We start from the raw sequence: 15514 nt of genomic DNA, 5'->3' as shown, positions 1-15514 counted from the left end.
CTTGTTTATGTCAGGCGCAAAGCCATTGCTTGTACGGTTATCCCTTCCCTTTGCTCCGGCGCGCAAAAAAGGCTGCGCGCTTGAGTTTTTCCAAATCTTTGCTGATGCGCTACAATAGAAGGATGACCGATTGCCATTCGTTATGGTGAGAAGGAGGAAACCATGACAGCCTTGCTGGAAGTAAACAACGTGACAGGGGGTTACTCCCCGAGCCACGCTGTCATCAAAAATATTTCGTTTGCGATTCACTCCCACGAGATCGTCGCGCTGATCGGGCTGAACGGCGCGGGGAAAAGCACGACCATCAAGCACATTCTCGGACTTTTGCAGCCGCTGGACGGCTCGATTCAGATTGCGGGCCAATCGTTTCAATCCGCGCCGGACAGCTATCGGCTCTCTTACGGCTACATTCCCGAATCTCCCATCTACTACGAGGAGCTGACGTTGTGGGAGCACATCGAGCTGATGGCGATGAGCCACGGCTTGGACAAAGAAGAGTTTGCCAAACGGGCCGAACTGCTGCTCAAGGAATTTCGCATGGAAGAGATGAAGAACCGCTTCCCCCAGCAGTTTTCCAAAGGGATGCGGCAAAAGCTCATGATTATGATGGCGCTGCTCGTACAGCCGCCGCTCTACATCGTGGACGAGCCGATTCTCGGCCTCGACCCGCTCGGCATCCGCGCCTTGCTGACGTGGCTGCAGCGCTGCAAGGAACAGGGCGCAGGCATTCTGATGTCCACGCACATTTTGGCTACTGCGGAAAAGTATTGCGACCGCTTCATCATTTTGCACAAAGGGGAAATCAAAGCCCAGGGCACGCTGGACGAGCTTCGCCAGTTCACAGGGTTGTCCAATCACTCCCTGGATGACATCTATTTGCAGATCGTAGAGGATGAAAAACAGTGAAGATAGATGCGGATCAATTGTTTCGGAAGAGACTGCATGCCTTTTCCACGGAATTTATCAGGTATGCGCAGTACATGGCTAATGGCGGCGTCCTGTTTATCGCCGTCTTTCTTACCGGATTGCTGTCCCTTTATTACCGCGGAATCATCGCGATGATTCCGCCCTGGTTCCCGTTGGCGCACGGCCTGGCGCTGGTCATTGCCCTTTTCGTCACGCGCAGCCCTCACCGCACCTTTTTGCTGGAAGCGGACCTGCTCTTTCTCACTCCGCACGAGACGCGGCTGGGCGGTTATTTTCGCAAAGCGCAAGTCTACAATTTCGCTGTCCAGAGCGTCGGACTGTTCGTGCTTTTGCTCCTGCTTTCGCCCGTGTACGCGGGCGTTGTCGGGGCAACTGGGGCGCAACTGTGGCTGTACTGGCTGGTTCCGTTTCTGTTGAAGGGCTGGAACGTTCACAGTAGCTGGATATTTTTGCGGCTGTCCGCGAAAAAAACGGAGCGGCTGTACACGCTCGCCCGATTCGGCTTGTCGTATCTCCTGCTCGCATGGGTGCTCAGCGCGGGGCAGTTTCTCAGCTTCAGTCACGTTCCTTTTGCCGGCGTGATCGGCGCGGCTCTGCTCGTCTGGCTGCATGTGCAAATGCGCAAGGTCCAGGCCGGGCTGCCGCTGCAATGGTACCGCCTGCTGGCGGTGGAAAATCGCTTGCGCCACCGCTTTTATCAAATCATGAACAACTTTCGGGATGTTCCCGCCTTGCAGCGCCAGGTAAAACCGCGTTTTTGGCTGACGGCCCTGACGCAGCTTGTGCCCTACAGCCAGGCGAATACAGCGCGGCATTTGTACGTCAAAACGTTCCTCCGCTCCGGCGAGCTGGCCGGGATGTACGGGCGGCTGGTCCTGATCGGCGCCGCGCTCATGCTGCTTCTGCCCAGCCTGCTGGCGAAGACGGTTGCGGCTGCCCTGTTGCTGCTGATGACAGCAAGCCAGCTCAACGGCCTCTGGCGGCAGCAGAGCAAGCGAAACAGCGAGCTTTTGCTCTTCCCTGTCCCCTCGCCTGTGCAACGGCGCGCGTTTGTCTGGATGCGCTCGATTTTGCTGCTGCTTCAAGTAGCTGTGCACGTCGCAGCGGGCATGTGGTAGCCCGCGCGAAGCGAGATGATCGCCTGCAAAAAAAAAAGCCTTTCGCCAGGACTTGGAGCCTGGGCGAAGGGCTGTTTTCGTATCGCAGCATGCCAGCGTTCGGTGGCTGGGCTTACAAGCGGAATGTGTCCACTTTTCTGCGCAGCTCCTGGATGGTCATAGCCCCGTCAAGTAGACACTAAAAAAAGACGCTATCTTAAGCGGCGATCGATTCCCGGTATTGGACTGGGGAGAGGTCGCCGAGTTTTTTCTGGAACCGTTCTGTATTGTAGAATTCGATGTATTCAGCGATCAGTTTGCGAGCGTGAGCTATATCTCTTGGTTTCTCCAGATACAACTTTTCCGTCTTCAGGTGTGAAAAAAACGATTCAACACAAGCGTTGTCGAAGCAGTTCCCCCGTCTGGAATGGCTTCCGGTTAGCCCTTGTTCTTGCAACAGATTTGCGTATGTCTTGGTAGTGTACTGGAATCCTTGGTCGGAGTGCAGGATCGCATCTCCATTACCCAGTTGCTTCACCGTAGACAGCACAAGATCAAGATCGTTTCTCTCCGACACTTCCCAAGCAACCGTTTCGTTATTATACAGATCCAGGACCACGGACAGATAAATGAAGTCATCGACGACTCGAATATAGGTAATATCGGTTACATATTTCTTTCTAGCCTCGTCCGCAGCGAACTGGCGATTAAGGACATTGTTGAACACGATGGAGGGCTTGCGGCCGGCAAATGGACGCTTTTTGCGGATCACTGAGCGGATGCCCAATTCTCGCATCAGTCGGCGAACTTTCTTCGTATTTACTTGTAGTCCCTCTTTGCGTAGAGCCGTGCGCATTCGTTTATACCCAAAGTATGGGCGAATGCGGTGAATTGCCAGTATATGTTCCTTTAGGTCGGCATCCTGCTCCACACGTACCTTACGAACCTTCTCCGTCGCCTTCCACTTGTAGTAGCCCGCCCGGGAGACCTCCGCTATTTCGCATAGCATGACCACAGCGTACTTGCGACTCATTTCTTCGATCGTCCTAAACCGGGTTTGCTTATCCAACTTCCCTCCCCGTGTAGATTTGGATTGAGCTTTTTTAGGTATTCGACCTGCGCTTTCAAGTAGTTGTTCTCTTCCTCTAGACTGCTGAAATACTTCTTGATCCATCGCCCTCTATAGTCTTCAAACGTTTCACCGTTTTGCCGTTTCTGTACCCACTCCCGAATCTGCGTCTTACTTTTAATGCCTAATTTCTCCATTATCATTGGGTAGCTCCAATGCTCCTCAACCCGCAAACGTACTGCTTCGCTCTTCGTTGCTTCGTCATATTGCTGCTGTTTTTGCCCTTTACGTGGCGGCATAAGAAAATCCCCTCCGGTCAACAGTGTTGATCTCATCATACCATGAGGTCTTTTTTCACTGTCTACCATGAGGGGATAATACCAATCCCTTTACGGAATGTCCGGCTTTTGGCGGTGTTCGTCGCGGTTTTCCTACGATTTCGCCCACAGCTCTCTGCGCGAGGTGGTGACAGAGGTAGCACCCGCCTGCAGAGCCCGATCCACGTCTTCCTTCGTACGGATGAAGCCGCCTGCAATGATCGGAATCTTCGTCCGTTCGGTAATCTCCTCGATCAGATGCGGAATAATCCCCGGCAGCACCTCGACGTAGTCGGGTTTTGTCCGCTCCAGTTGCGTCAGGCTGCTGTCCAGCGCCATCGTGTCGATGAGAAAAAGACGTTGGATGGAAATCAGCCCTTTTTTCTTCGCGGCCAAGATCACACTGTTTCTCGTCGTGATGATTCCGTCAGGCTTTACTTCCTGTGCAAGAAAATCCATCGCGTACTCATCCGACTTCAAACCGTCGATGAGATCGGCGTGAATCAGCAGCTTTTTCCCAAACGCCCGCGCGCGTTTGCCCAGCGGCTTGACTTGGGCGATATGGGCATTCAGCAAAATAATGCGCTCGTAGCACGTCTCCATCAGTTCATCAAATTCCTTCAGTGTTCGCGCAGCCGGAAGAATAGGCTGATTAATCTGGTTGGCCAATCAGGAGTCACCCCTATAGAAATGTTTTGGCAAGATGGTATTCCTCGGCAAAAGCTTTCCATTCACGGTCTTTGCGCTCTGCATCCCAATGCAGCTCTTTGGCAAGCTCATCCATTACCCGAGGATATACGGCTTCCAGCGAGTCTCGTTCAAAAAACAGTCGGCCGGTGCGGCGAATCAAAAAGTCGCTCGCGGTCATGACCATTTCTTCATCCAGTGCGTAATGCAGCTCGGCCAAAAGCAGTGCCTCTGCCGCCGTCTGCGTCTGGTCTTGCTCCATATATTCCAGACACTTCGTTACTATTTTTTCGCTGTTGCTGCCAAACTTTCCTACAAGCACGCGAATTTGTTCTTCGCCGATGCCCGCTGCGCCAAGCCGCTCCGCCTGCTTTTTCACATAGGCAGGGATCATGCTGGCAGAGGCGAAGTTGCCGCCAGCAAGCACGATCTTGTCCGTCTGACAAGGCTTGAACGATCTGCCTTCTTCTTCTGCAAGCTGTTTGGCCACGACGTCGACGATGCGCTCCGCCATCTTGCGGAAGCCCGTCAGCTTGCCGCCCGCAATCGTAATCAGCCCGCTTTTGGAGTAAAAAATCTCATCCTTGCGCGACAGCTCGGACGGGGATTTGCCGTCCTCGTGAATGAGCGGCCGCAGCCCTGCCCAGCTCGAGCTGACATCCTGCTCGGTCAGCTTTACGGTCGGGAACATTTCGTTGGCGGCCCGCAGCACGTATTCCATATCTTCGCGAGTCACGGTCGGCCGCTCCAGCACGCCCTGGTAGTTCGTGTCGGTCGTGCCGATATACGTACTGTTATTCCGCGGAATCGCGAACAGCATGCGCCCGTCGGATACGTCGAAGTACACAGACTGCTTGAGCGGCAGCCGGTTGTACGGAACGACCAGGTGGACACCTTTTGTCAGATGGAGTCTTTTGCCGTACAGCGACTTGTCTTTTTCCCTGAGCTGATCCACCCAAGGACCTGCGGCGTTGACGATTTTTTTGGCGTGCATGGCGTACTCGGTGCCCGTGAGCAAGTCTTTCGCGCGAATCCCTGTCACTTTGCCGTTTTCATACAAAAACTCTGTCGCTTCCGTATAGTTCACGCACAAAGCGCCATGCGAGCGGGCTGTCTTCATGACCTCGATCGTCAGACGGGCATCGTCCGTCCGGTATTCGAAGTAGAGCCCGCCCCCCTTCAAAATATCTGTGCGCAACAGCGGCTCTGCCTCCATCGTCTGCTTTTTGTTCAGCATGATGCGGCGCTCTTTGCGCTCGACTCCGGCCAACACGTCGTAAATGTACAACCCGATGGAGGTAGCGAGCTTGCCGTACGTTCCTTTTTCCACAATCGGCAAAATCATTTTTTCCGGAATGACGATGTGCGGGGCATTGCGGTACAAAATCGCCCGCTCCCTGCCGACTTCACGCACGAGCTGCACGTCGCCCTGCTTCAAATAGCGCAAGCCTCCGTGGACGAGCTTCGTCGAGCGGCTGCTCGTGCCTGCGGCGAAGTCCTGCTTTTCCACCAGCCCTACACTCAAACCGCGCGAAGCAGCGTCCAGCGCGATGCCCGCTCCTGTCACACCGCCGCCGATAATCAAAAGATCAAAGCGCTTGCCCGCCATTTCTTCCAAACATGTCTGACGCGTTCTTGCTGACAATGTTCGTTGATCGTTCATGGTTGTTTTCATCCTTTCTATAACGAAAAAACAAAAAACAGCCAATATCCAAAAGAAGCAACGAAATCGTCCATTGCCCTTTTGATACTGGCTGTCTCCACGGTCTCCACAGCAATTTATTAACTTATCTTTACTCTATTCCTCTTTGGCGCAAAAATCAATGCCTAATCTTGTAACCCATCGTCGCTTGTACGGCCTGCTTCCAGCCTTCGTACAGCTCCTGGCGTTTTTGCTCCGGCATATCCGGCACAAACGAGCGCTCCACCACTTTGTTGTGGACGATGTCTTCCTTGCTGTTCCAGTAGCCGACAGCAAGCCCTGCGAGGTAGGCAGCCCCGAGCGCAGTCGTCTCATTCACGCGCGGACGCTCCACCTCTGTCGCCAGGATGTCGGACTGGAACTGCATCAGGAAGTTGTTGGCTACCGCTCCGCCGTCTACCGCCAGCTTTTGCAGCTTGATGCCGGAATCGGCCTCCATCGCCTCCAGCACGTCGCGCGTCTGGTACGCGAGCGATTCCAGCGCCGCCCGAATCAGATGATCCTCGGTCGTTCCGCGGGTCAGGCCGAAGATCGCGCCGCGCGCCTCCATGTCCCAATACGGTGCGCCCAGCCCGACAAACGCCGGAACCATGTAAACGCCGTCTGTGCTGTCAACAGCCAGCGCATGCTTTTCCGAATCGGACGATTTCTCAATCAGCTTCAGACCGTCGCGCAGCCATTGAATCGCTGCTCCTGCCACGAAGATGCTGCCTTCCAGCGCGTACTCCACCTTGCCGTCTACGCCCCAGGCAATCGTGGTCAGCAATCCGTTTTTCGAGGCTACTGCTTTTTCCCCTGTGTTCATCAGCATGAAGCATCCGGTTCCGTACGTGTTCTTGGCCGCTCCCTCTGCAAAGCACGCCTGCCCGAACAAAGCTGCCTGCTGGTCTCCGGCGATCCCGGCAATCGGAATTTGCACCTGGAACACTTTTTCATCGGTATAGCCGTACAGCTCGCTGGATGGGCAGACGCGCGGCAGCATGCTTTTCGGAACTTGCAGCATGGAAAGCAGCTCCCCGTCCCACTCCAAGGTGTGGATGTTGAACAGCAACGTGCGCGAAGCATTGGAATAGTCTGTCACATGGACGCTGCCGTTCGTCAGCTTCCAAATCAGCCACGTGTCGATCGTTCCGAACAACAGGTCGCCTCGCTCTGCTTTTTCCCGAGCGCCTTCTACGTGGTCGAGCATCCATTTGACCTTCGTCCCGGAAAAATAAGCGTCGATCAAAAGGCCGGTCTTCTCGCGCACCGTCTGCTCATAGCCCTGCTCTTTCAACTCGTTGCAAATATCAATGGTCTGTCTGCTCTGCCAGACGATTGCATTGTAGATCGGCTTTCCGGTGTGGCGATCCCAGACGACGGTCGTCTCGCGCTGGTTGGTGATGCCGATGCCCGCGATTTGCTCCGGCTTCACATGGTTTTCCAGCATAACCGCCTTCAGCACTTCCAACTGGGACTCCCAAATTTCCTCGGCGTTGTGCTCTACCCAGCCTGGCTTGGGGTAAATTTGCGTAAATTCTTTTTGGGCCACCCCGATGATCGCGCCGGATTTATCGAATAAAATCGCCCGGGAGCTTGTCGTTCCCTGGTCGAGCGAGAGCATATATTTATTGTCCATAGCGGCTGTTCCTCCGTATTCTGTATTATAAAAACTGCTTGTAAACTAGGGCTACTATTTCGATTTACAGATATAGCTAGATTACTAGAGAATGTTCTGAAATGTCATACGATAGAATCGTCTGGTACGTGGGCACACAGAGTCCGGCAACTGATTAGTCATGCTCTTACCCAAAATCCCCATAGAAAAAATTGTTAAATTTGGAGACGTTTCCACAAATAAACTATATCGAATAGTGCATACCATTTTTTTACGGAAACACCAATGGATAGGTAACCATTGGAGCGAAACTCCTTATTCTCTTTTTGGCATAAACAAGAGGAGTAGTGTTGCAATTGGCCCGATTAAAAGAGAAAGAAGAAACCAGTTGATAGCAGTTCTATTTTTTCCTTGAGCAATCGCTGCATTTATTAAAGCTAATGATCCCCATCCAACGAGATTCTGTTGTTCCATTGTGAAACTCCTCCTTTCTCCATTGATAATACCACAGGAGGTTTATAGCCCCAACTTTACCTATTATTGACATGAGCTAAAATAATAATTTATCATGGAACTGAATTTAAAAGGAGGTAATTTGGATGAAACTGTTCAAAAGGATTTCTGTTTTTATGGTTGGGCTTTCCCTTGCCGTAGGGACTTTTATCCCCTCTACACATGCCATCAGTGATTATGACAAGCGTTCATATAATCTGAGTGGTACCACAGTATCGTACATTCAAGATACTGTTTACAGCGACACTCAATGCGGTTCTTCCGCAAAAGCTGTTTTTACAGCAACATCACCTTCAAGTCTTACGGAGATCGGTATGGACTATAAAGTATATGGTCTGTTTTATCCAGATCGTGTTGTAGATAGCCAATCCACATTGCTTAAAAATTCCGCTCGTGCATCATTAGTATCTAAAGTTGTTTATGATTTTTATCGGGCGTATGCTGCATACACTTTCAACAAAAACGGGAGCTATTGGAAACCAACTTCAGAAACCTTTAACTGTGCTGAATATAGCTTAAGATCTGCAGAGCAACATCCAAGTAGTTTCACTATCGATGGAATTTCAGAACAAGCTGAATCTTTAGCTACAGATGAATTGGTTGGAAAAACAAATAAACATACAGTCGCTGAATTTTTGTTAGCAGATCAATCGCCTGTATTGGAAGAGTACGGGTTAACTCTTAAAGATTTGAAATTGTCCAAAAAGCCTACAGTAAAGAAAAACGTTAAAAAGTTTGAGGACGTAGAAACGGGAGTAGTATTCGAAAATAACGAAGAATCTACTTTTAAGGTCTTTAATTTCAAACCAATAAAGGGTAAAAAAGATGGGCAAAAGTATGAAATCCTCGCCTACGCAGTTGTTGATGAAACAACAAAAAGGGTAGATAAGGGATTAATAATTAACAAACAAGAAAAATAGGGTTTCATTTTCTTTAAGAAAGCGCTTCTCATACATAAAGAAGCGTTTTCTTATTTCGTCCTTGGCATCGTATTATTCTGATTCAAGATGACCTTGAAGAAATCGCGCTTCAGCTAAACTATCCGGTCTAAAAAGATGTCCTCATTTAGGTCTGGTATGCCCCATTACTATGTTCCTGGAATACGGATGATGATTGGTTGTCTTTCTCGATTTGCCCACCTTGACGTTTTCGCTCTGGTGAAAGTAAATCTTTCACTTGATCTTTATTGGAATTTATTGGGATGGAATCAGGCAAAGCGGCCGCCTATCCATGCGATTGCGAACGCGCGTGATCGGTTACCAGACGTTCTTTGCCGCTCGCTTGGGCAGCATTTGTCTTTTTGCTCGCCATCCCGACTCCCATCGCGATGACCATGAATACCGCGAGAGCCACTACTCCGGTCAGGCTGTGGTCGGTAAACGTCCACTTGTAGAAAAATGCCCCGCACACCGCTCCGATGATCGGCCCGACGACCGGAATCCAGGCATAGCCCCAGTTGGAACGGCCTTTTCCGTGAATCGGCAGGAGGGCGTGGGCGATTCGCGGCCCGAGGTCACGCGCCGGGTTGATCGCATAGCCCGTCGTTCCGCCGAGAGACAAGCCGATGGCGACAATCAGGAAGCCGACGACAAACGGATTCAATCCTTCTGCAAATTTATTCGCTCCGATGGCCAGAAGACCAAGCACCAGGAAAAACGTACCTAAAATTTCACTGAACAAGTTGGCGACTGTATGTGGAATCGCTGGTCCGGTTGCGAAAATTCCTAATTTTGCTGCTGCGTCGTCCGTCTCGCGCCAGTGCGGATAGTAAAAAATCCAGACAAAAGTCGCGCCCATGAATGCGCCTACAAATTGCGCGAGCACGTAGCCCGGCACCTGCTCCCACGGAAACTGCCCGATGCTTGCCAGCGCGATGGTGAGCGCGGGATTCAGATGCGCGCCGCTGATGCTGCCTACCGCGTATGCGCCGCACGCCACCGCAAGCCCCCAGCCGAGCGTAATGACGATCCAACCGCCATTTTGCGAGTATGCTTTTTTCAGGTTTTGGCCTGCGCATACCCCTGCCCCCAAAATAATCAGGATCATTGTCCCGACCAATTCTCCTACGTAAGCAGACATGTCCTTACCCCCTTTTTTGAAAAACGACCATGTAAACCAGCCGAAAAATCGCAATGAAACCGTTTTCTAAAGCGCTTACATTTCACCCAACTCCTTTTTGTTTTTTTGTGGAGAAAACAAAAAAGCCAATACTCGCAAAAACGCAGGGCGCTGCCCTCTTTTTGCAAATATTAGCTGATCTCCCAATCTCCACAGCACTATTAACTTATGTCCTACTATATAGTGGACACGTAAAATCTGTCAAGAATCCGTTTTCTTTCCTGTCGCAAACGGCTTTGCTCATGGCTGCCTTTCCGCTTCATTCTGCGGCTTAAAGCCTTTTTTCCCGCTGCTTGCCGCCCTGACCAACTCCGGCAGAAAAAACAGCGGGTAGATCAGCAAAAACAGGTTCGGCAGCCACCACGACCAGTCGAAGTCGGCTTTGAACGCCCAAAAAGCAATCGCCTGCAGGCCGGAGCAAAATGTGAGCACAAGTGAGACGAGTGCTATCGGCTTCCAGCGCTCACTCCCCCGCCGATAGCAGTAGAGGCTCGCGAAGCCCGTGAGCGATACAAGCATGTCGAGCGGAAAAAAGGACAGATTCCACGCCACCAGATTCGGATCGCGGTAGTCCTGGTACATGTACTCCGCAGGCAACAGCCGGAGAAACACAATCGCCCAATAGACGATGAACGCCACATCGGTCAGCCAGAAAAACACGAACAGCCTGGGCGCAGTTCTGCTCATTCGGCCGTCATTCCCGCGTCTTGCTGCGCTTTTGCAGGCTGCTGGGCATGGGCGCCGTCACCGAGATTCAGCAGGACGCAGCCCACGATAATCAGCGCGACCGCCACCACCTTTTTCACGGTAAACGCATCCTTGAAGACGATGACGCCGATCAAAGCGATCATCGCCGTTCCCAGCCCGGACCAGATCGCATACGCGGTGCCCACTTCCATTTCTTTCAGCGCCAGGCTCAGCGAGGAAAAGCACAGCACGTAAAACACAAACATCAACACAGTCGGAATCGGCCTGCTCAGCCCTTCCGACAGCTTCATCGAAGTTGTTCCCGCCACCTCCAGCAAAATCGCCAGCAGCAAATACACCCAACTCATTTTCCCGTTTCCCCTCTCGTCGCTGGCGCAGCCAATACGCCGCCGAGCAAAATATCAATCATCGCGTCCAGCGCCTCCCCGATCGTCATCTGATGCCGACCGGACAATTGCTGGTCAATCAGTTGATCGAGCGCTCCCGTGTACATCAAAATCAAAATCGGAAGCTGAACCGGGCGAAACACGCCAGCTTCGACGCCCTGCTCAAGCAGCACGCGGACATGCTCCCACTCTTCCTGGTAGACTTCCTCCACCATTTTCCACTGCGCGGGATAATAGCGCTTCAACTCGTACCAGACGCGCAAATCCGTCCGGGCAAAGCCGCTCGGCACCAATGCCAGCAGCTCGCGCATCTTTTCCGTCAAATCCAGGTTCGGATCATGCAAAATCCGGTCTTCGCTCGCCTTCAATTCCTCGATGCTGTCGGCAATGAGCCTGGCGATGAGCACCTCTTTGGAAGGAAAGCTCGCGTACAACGTTTTCGTGCTGATCCCCGCCCGCCGAGCCAAATCCGCCATCGTAAAGCGAATGCCTCGCGTCTCGATCTCCTGTTGGGCGCATTGCAAAATTCGCTCCTGCATTTCCGCGTGAACCCCCTCGCACTCGTAAAACAAGGAAAATATTTTGTTTTCTATATTTTCCTATGGCTACAAATAGCATACTCACCTGCTCCCCTGATGTCAACTGCCCTCAAACCAGGCTTGGTGCAAAGCCGCAATTCCCGGCTCGATCTGGTCGAGCGCAATGCCGGAAAAGCCGAGAAAAAACTCCTTGGGCATCTCCGCTGGCGGCGTAAGCCACGTAAAAGCCGCAGACGATGCGCGAATCCCCGCCTGAATCGCCAGCCGCTTCAACTCTTCCTCCGGGCGCTCGCTGTACACGCGCAGCAAGACGTGAAAGCCCGCATCCGCCCCGATCACGGACGCCCGCTCGCCGAAATGCTTATGGACCGCCGCCAGCAAGGCGTCGTGCTTTTTGCGATACAGGCTGCGCATTTTGCGGACGTGCTTTTCCAGGTGGCCTTTTTGCATAAAAATCTCCATCGTCCGCTGATGCAGCCGCGACGCGGATTGTTCCAGCAACGTGTCGTGCAGCAGGGTGAAATACGCGTCCAGCAAGGAAGGCGGCAGCACCATGTACCAGATGCCGAGCGCCGGAGCCATCACCTGCGCGAAGCCGCCCATGTAAATGACATTGGTCTGCGGCAACAGCCCTTGCAGGGCGGGAATCGGCCTGCCGTGGTAGCGAAACTCGCCATCGTAGTCGTCCTCGACGATGTAGCCGCCGACGCTTTGCGCCCAGTCCAAAAGCTGCAACCGCTTGGATACAGGCATAATCATCCCGCGCGGAAATTGGTGCGAGGGCGACATGACGGCAAGGCGCACCCCTGATTCGTACAGCTCGTCTACGCAGATTCCGTCTGCTGCAAGCGAGATCGGCACCACTTCATACCCGTGCTGGCGAAACGTATTGGCATACAGCAAATAGCCCGGATTTTCCACCGCGATCCGCTGAAGCTGCGGCCGCAGCATCAGACAGATCAGCGACAGCAGCCCAAACTGGTCCGCGCCAATGACGATCTGATCCGGCGTGCAGACGACGCCGCGGTACCTGCGCACATAATCGGCAATTTGCTGGCGCAATCCCGGCTCGCCCTGCGGATCGCCGTAAAAAAGCTCCTCCTGCCGCTCGCCGCCAAGCACCTGATTGTACAGCCGCCGCCAGAGCGTGTGCGGAAACAGCGAAAAATCGTTTTGCGACATGTGAAAATCGTATCGGTACTTGCGGTTGTCACGCAGGAGCGGTCTGCTCCATTCGGGCTGTTCGGACACCCCTTGCCCTTTTGGCGTAAGCTCGGGGTCAGGCAGCTTCTCCACGAAGTAGCCGCTGCGCGGCCTGCTTCGGATGAACCCTTCGGCCAAAAGCTGCTGGTACGCCATTTCCACAGGCGTCGTGCTCAAGCCAAGAGCATCTGCCAGCTTGCGCACGGACGGCAGCCGCGTTTTTTCTGCCAGCCTGCCTGCAATGATTTCGTTTTTGAGGAACGTGTACAGTTGCACGTATTGCGGTTCGTTTCCGTTTTCGTCCCATTTGGGCGTCAAGAGCATCGGTCATCTGTCCTTTTGATTTTAGCAAAACTGTGCATTTTCAAGTATACACTTGTTCGCTATGCTGGTGAAAAATGAAATCTGACAGGGAGGACACAAACGATGTCTACTCATCGAGAGCACCATGCTTCCGTCCGTTTTTTGCAGGGAGAACGCGTCTATCTGCGCCCGCTCGGACAGGACGATGTCGACTTTTACTACCAATCGCTCTACCACCCGGAAACGCGCAAACTGACAGGAACGCAAAAGCACTACACCCGCGAGCAAATCGCGCAATATCTGGCAAGCAAAGCACAGGATTCGTCCAGCGTGCTGTTGGCAATCGCCTTGTGCGAAAACGATCAGCTGATCGGCGACGTGCAGATCGGCGGCATCGACACGTACAACCGCAACGCTTTCATCCGCATTGCCATCCATCAGCCTGCGTATCAGAGCAAAGGGTACGGCAGTGAAGCGCTGCTGTTGATGCTCGACTACGGCTTCGGCATTCTCAACCTGCACCGCATCGAGCTGAACGTGTTCGCTTACAATGAACGTGCGATACGCGCTTATGAAAAGCTCGGCTTCCAGCGGGAGGGAGTGCAGCGGCAGGCGCTTTATTACGATCATCGTTATCATGATTCGATTCTGATGTCGATGCTGGCTGGTGAGTATCGGGAGAAGTATGGGAAGTAGAAGGCAGGGGAGACGTCCAAGAAGTACGGGTTCCACTAGTGTTTTATAATCGGAAGCTTGGCTATATCAACGTTTCTGACAGACAAAAGGGGCGTCTCGAAGTCGAAATAGCGACTTTTGAGACAACCCCTTTTCTCGTTTGTATCTTAGTGGATTGTTGGATTTACAAGTGAAGTTTGTCCCCATTTCGTCCCCCATTCCTGGATTTGTTCGAGAAATGCTCTCCCCGTCTTAATACACCACTTTCTTGCAAGAGTTACAGCTATCTATATTTAGGACTATTTGTCAACTTTCCCCATCAGGTCCTCTTAAGCTTACTAGCCACTCGCCTGATACTTTTTTCACCATGAAAGTTTGTTCTTTTTCTCTTATGATTTTCTGGACGCTGTTTTTCAGACTAGTATAGCTTATTAATACTTTCACCTCGGTTTCCGTATCATTTATTGCAGTTGCTTCATCAATTTTAAAATCGACTATTCTCGAATCCGCAACCGAACGTAAAAAATCCTCGCGCTCTGGGTAATAGCTATCAGCGTTCTTATAAACATACTCATATGCTGGCTCGCCTTGTTTATTTTTGATTAGAGTTAAATAACGTTCAATTGTATTTTCCGGTGTATTGTACCAAAAAAAATAGTATGCAAGAGATGCAAGCAGTAAAGCAATGCCGGTAATTGAAAAAAATATTAAATTGATTTTTTTCATCATATTGGAATTTGATGTATTTTTTTGCGAACTCAAGGAAATCCACCTCTTCCATTTATTTATAATATTGTAATATAATTCTAGTATACTATTTTATTTGAAAAGGAGATAGGATTAAATGAAATTTGTCAAAAAAGCAAAGATGGCTACTTTAACAACCCTATCCATACTTGCCCTTGTCATGCCTGTTGACGGTGCTCTTGCAAAAGGTGGAAAAGACCACAAAGAAGAAACAACCACCTCGAAAAGCATCGTAAAACCTATGATGTCAGAAATATATCAGTGGTCAGCTGATTTTGAGGTACGTAGTTACTTTCAAATTAAAAAAACGCTGGTGTTAGATTATAGAGAACGTGGATTGAAAGTTGAAGCCAACGCAACTACAACAGGCTTGTGGGATTCTTACGAAGTTCATGTCGAAGAATTCGATGAAGATACAGGAGATTGGTTCGTTGTTGACACCGTAGACTTAAGCGACGGAAGAGACACCGCCTATTTTGCTGATCTTGAGCAGGCTACTAAATATCGTATAAGTATTGAAGGATCTGTTGAAGGGACCGTATGGGTATATAAATTAGTCGATTAAATTATCGACTATCGCGCTGTATCGCGACGCATTAATTAGGCTACACATTCTACTTAAAAACTTTCGTGGAAGTTGAGTTGCCGAAATCCCCCCTTCTTGCTAGCCCTGATTGCCGGGGGCTACATTATTTCACGACTATATGCGACTATGGGTACACCGATATATCGTGTTCAAATATGAAAACTTGCTATGAAGAGCTTGCCGAGAGGTTAACAATCTGCTTTAAGAAATTGCGAGTTGCCCATCGTTGACTTGAAGCGGCTCGACAGCCAGACGTTGGAAGTCTCGTACCATTACTCCTGATTTTCGCACGAAACGGTCAAGGGGCTGTCTCAAAAGTCGATGTATCGACTTAGAGATG

At 51.3% G+C, this 15514-nt stretch carries 16 protein-coding genes; 5 read left to right on the top strand and 11 right to left on the bottom strand.

The features are described 5' to 3' along the window. Positions 1-162: 162 nt before the first annotated feature. Both BA6348_RS06395 and BA6348_RS06390 read left to right on the top strand, forming a co-directional pair. On the top strand, positions 163-906 hold the full coding sequence (locus tag BA6348_RS06395) for an ABC transporter ATP-binding protein (protein WP_005830689.1): 744 nt from the start codon (positions 163-165) through the stop codon (positions 904-906). Next, entirely contained in the window at positions 903-2045 is a 1143-nt protein-coding gene (locus tag BA6348_RS06390) for an ABC transporter permease (protein ID WP_007782957.1), read from the top strand. The genes BA6348_RS06395 and BA6348_RS06390 overlap by 4 nt, the downstream gene beginning before the upstream one ends. Positions 2046-2241: 196 nt before the next feature. Here the strand turns inward: BA6348_RS06390 and BA6348_RS06385 are convergent. From BA6348_RS06385 to BA6348_RS26525, 5 genes are all read right to left on the bottom strand, one after another. Beyond that, positions 2242-3392, bottom strand: a protein-coding gene (locus BA6348_RS06385) for an IS3 family transposase (protein ID WP_369750415.1) whose coding sequence is annotated in 2 segments (ribosomal slippage) — positions 2242-3134 and positions 3134-3392 — 1152 coding nt in all. Because the reading frame shifts where the segments join, the coding sequence is not laid out codon by codon here. Positions 3393-3524: 132 nt separating this feature from the next. Continuing rightward, positions 3525-4079: a glycerol-3-phosphate responsive antiterminator gene (locus BA6348_RS06380; RefSeq protein ID WP_122952615.1), complete on the bottom strand. Its 555-nt coding sequence runs from the start codon at positions 4077-4079 to the stop codon at positions 3525-3527. A 13-nt stretch (positions 4080-4092) separates the two neighbouring features. After that, positions 4093-5760 (bottom strand): glycerol-3-phosphate dehydrogenase/oxidase, encoded by a 1668-nt coding sequence (locus tag BA6348_RS06375; RefSeq protein ID WP_026558021.1) that lies wholly within the window; start codon positions 5758-5760, stop codon positions 4093-4095. A 157-nt stretch (positions 5761-5917) separates the two neighbouring features. Further along, positions 5918-7417 carry a glycerol kinase GlpK gene (glpK, locus tag BA6348_RS06370; protein ID WP_122952616.1) on the bottom strand — a complete coding sequence of 500 codons (1500 nt, stop codon included), beginning with the start codon at positions 7415-7417 and terminating at the stop codon, positions 5918-5920. 294 nt (positions 7418-7711) lie between these two features. Next, complete coding sequence (locus tag BA6348_RS26525) at positions 7712-7870, bottom strand: hypothetical protein (protein ID WP_005830653.1); 159 nt, start codon at positions 7868-7870, stop codon at positions 7712-7714. A gap of 125 nt (positions 7871-7995) precedes the next feature. Between BA6348_RS26525 and BA6348_RS06365 the strand changes: the two genes are divergently transcribed. After that, entirely contained in the window at positions 7996-8829 is an 834-nt protein-coding gene (locus BA6348_RS06365; protein ID WP_005830651.1) for a hypothetical protein, read from the top strand. A 304-nt stretch (positions 8830-9133) separates the two neighbouring features. Here BA6348_RS06365 and BA6348_RS06360 read toward each other — a convergent pair whose 3' ends face one another. From BA6348_RS06360 to pdxR, 5 genes are all read right to left on the bottom strand, one after another. Then, a complete protein-coding gene (locus BA6348_RS06360; protein WP_122952617.1) occupies positions 9134-9988 on the bottom strand; it encodes an MIP/aquaporin family protein in 855 nt (284 codons plus the stop codon). Between the two features lie 279 nt (positions 9989-10267). After that, complete coding sequence (locus BA6348_RS06355; RefSeq protein WP_005830647.1) at positions 10268-10714, bottom strand: YvaD family protein; 447 nt, start codon at positions 10712-10714, stop codon at positions 10268-10270. Beyond that, on the bottom strand, positions 10711-11082 hold the full coding sequence (locus BA6348_RS06350; RefSeq protein ID WP_005830646.1) for a DMT family transporter: 372 nt from the start codon (positions 11080-11082) through the stop codon (positions 10711-10713). The genes BA6348_RS06355 and BA6348_RS06350 overlap by 4 nt, the downstream gene beginning before the upstream one ends. Then, positions 11079-11660, bottom strand: a complete 582-nt coding sequence (locus BA6348_RS06345) for a TetR/AcrR family transcriptional regulator (protein ID WP_005830644.1) — start codon at positions 11658-11660, stop codon at positions 11079-11081. Before BA6348_RS06345 ends, BA6348_RS06350 begins: the two co-directional genes overlap by 4 nt. Positions 11661-11759: 99 nt before the next feature. Beyond that, the gene (gene pdxR / locus BA6348_RS06340) at positions 11760-13187 is read right to left on the bottom strand and encodes a MocR-like pyridoxine biosynthesis transcription factor PdxR (RefSeq protein WP_122952618.1); all 1428 of its coding nucleotides are present in this window, start codon (positions 13185-13187) and stop codon (positions 11760-11762) included. A 102-nt stretch (positions 13188-13289) separates the two neighbouring features. Between pdxR and BA6348_RS06335 the strand changes: the two genes are divergently transcribed. Beyond that, positions 13290-13862: a GNAT family N-acetyltransferase gene (locus BA6348_RS06335; protein WP_005829511.1), complete on the top strand. Its 573-nt coding sequence runs from the start codon at positions 13290-13292 to the stop codon at positions 13860-13862. Positions 13863-14147: 285 nt separating this feature from the next. Here BA6348_RS06335 and BA6348_RS06330 read toward each other — a convergent pair whose 3' ends face one another. Further along, on the bottom strand, positions 14148-14603 hold the full coding sequence (locus BA6348_RS06330) for a hypothetical protein (protein ID WP_007783002.1): 456 nt from the start codon (positions 14601-14603) through the stop codon (positions 14148-14150). 82 nt (positions 14604-14685) lie between these two features. Between BA6348_RS06330 and BA6348_RS06325 the strand changes: the two genes are divergently transcribed. Then, a complete protein-coding gene (locus tag BA6348_RS06325; protein WP_005829507.1) occupies positions 14686-15153 on the top strand; it encodes a hypothetical protein in 468 nt (155 codons plus the stop codon). Positions 15154-15514: the final 361 nt, after the last annotated feature.

Source organism: Brevibacillus agri (assembly GCF_004117055.1).
Taxonomy (GTDB): Bacteria; Bacillota; Bacilli; order Brevibacillales; family Brevibacillaceae; genus Brevibacillus; species Brevibacillus agri.
The sequence above is the reverse complement of the archived record's forward strand: the minus strand, read 5'-3'. Positions and strand labels throughout refer to the sequence as shown.

Excerpts from the sequence above, each read along its gene's own strand:
- BA6348_RS06395 (WP_005830689.1), top strand. The coding sequence starts at position 163 with ATGACAGCCTTGCTGGAAGTAAACAACGTGACAGGGGGTTACTCCCCG.
- BA6348_RS06375 (WP_026558021.1), bottom strand. The coding sequence starts at position 5,760 with ATGAACGATCAACGAACATTGTCAGCAAGAACGCGTCAGACATGTTTG.
- glpK (WP_122952616.1), bottom strand. The coding sequence starts at position 7,417 with ATGGACAATAAATATATGCTCTCGCTCGACCAGGGAACGACAAGCTCC.
- BA6348_RS26525 (WP_005830653.1), bottom strand. The coding sequence starts at position 7,870 with ATGGAACAACAGAATCTCGTTGGATGGGGATCATTAGCTTTAATAAAT.
- BA6348_RS06365 (WP_005830651.1), top strand. The coding sequence starts at position 7,996 with ATGAAACTGTTCAAAAGGATTTCTGTTTTTATGGTTGGGCTTTCCCTT.
- BA6348_RS06360 (WP_122952617.1), bottom strand. The coding sequence starts at position 9,988 with ATGTCTGCTTACGTAGGAGAATTGGTCGGGACAATGATCCTGATTATT.
- BA6348_RS06355 (WP_005830647.1), bottom strand. The coding sequence starts at position 10,714 with ATGAGCAGAACTGCGCCCAGGCTGTTCGTGTTTTTCTGGCTGACCGAT.
- BA6348_RS06350 (WP_005830646.1), bottom strand. The coding sequence starts at position 11,082 with ATGAGTTGGGTGTATTTGCTGCTGGCGATTTTGCTGGAGGTGGCGGGA.
- BA6348_RS06345 (WP_005830644.1), bottom strand. The coding sequence starts at position 11,660 with ATGCAGGAGCGAATTTTGCAATGCGCCCAACAGGAGATCGAGACGCGA.
- pdxR (WP_122952618.1), bottom strand. The coding sequence starts at position 13,187 with ATGCTCTTGACGCCCAAATGGGACGAAAACGGAAACGAACCGCAATAC.
- BA6348_RS06335 (WP_005829511.1), top strand. The coding sequence starts at position 13,290 with ATGTCTACTCATCGAGAGCACCATGCTTCCGTCCGTTTTTTGCAGGGA.
- BA6348_RS06325 (WP_005829507.1), top strand. The coding sequence starts at position 14,686 with ATGAAATTTGTCAAAAAAGCAAAGATGGCTACTTTAACAACCCTATCC.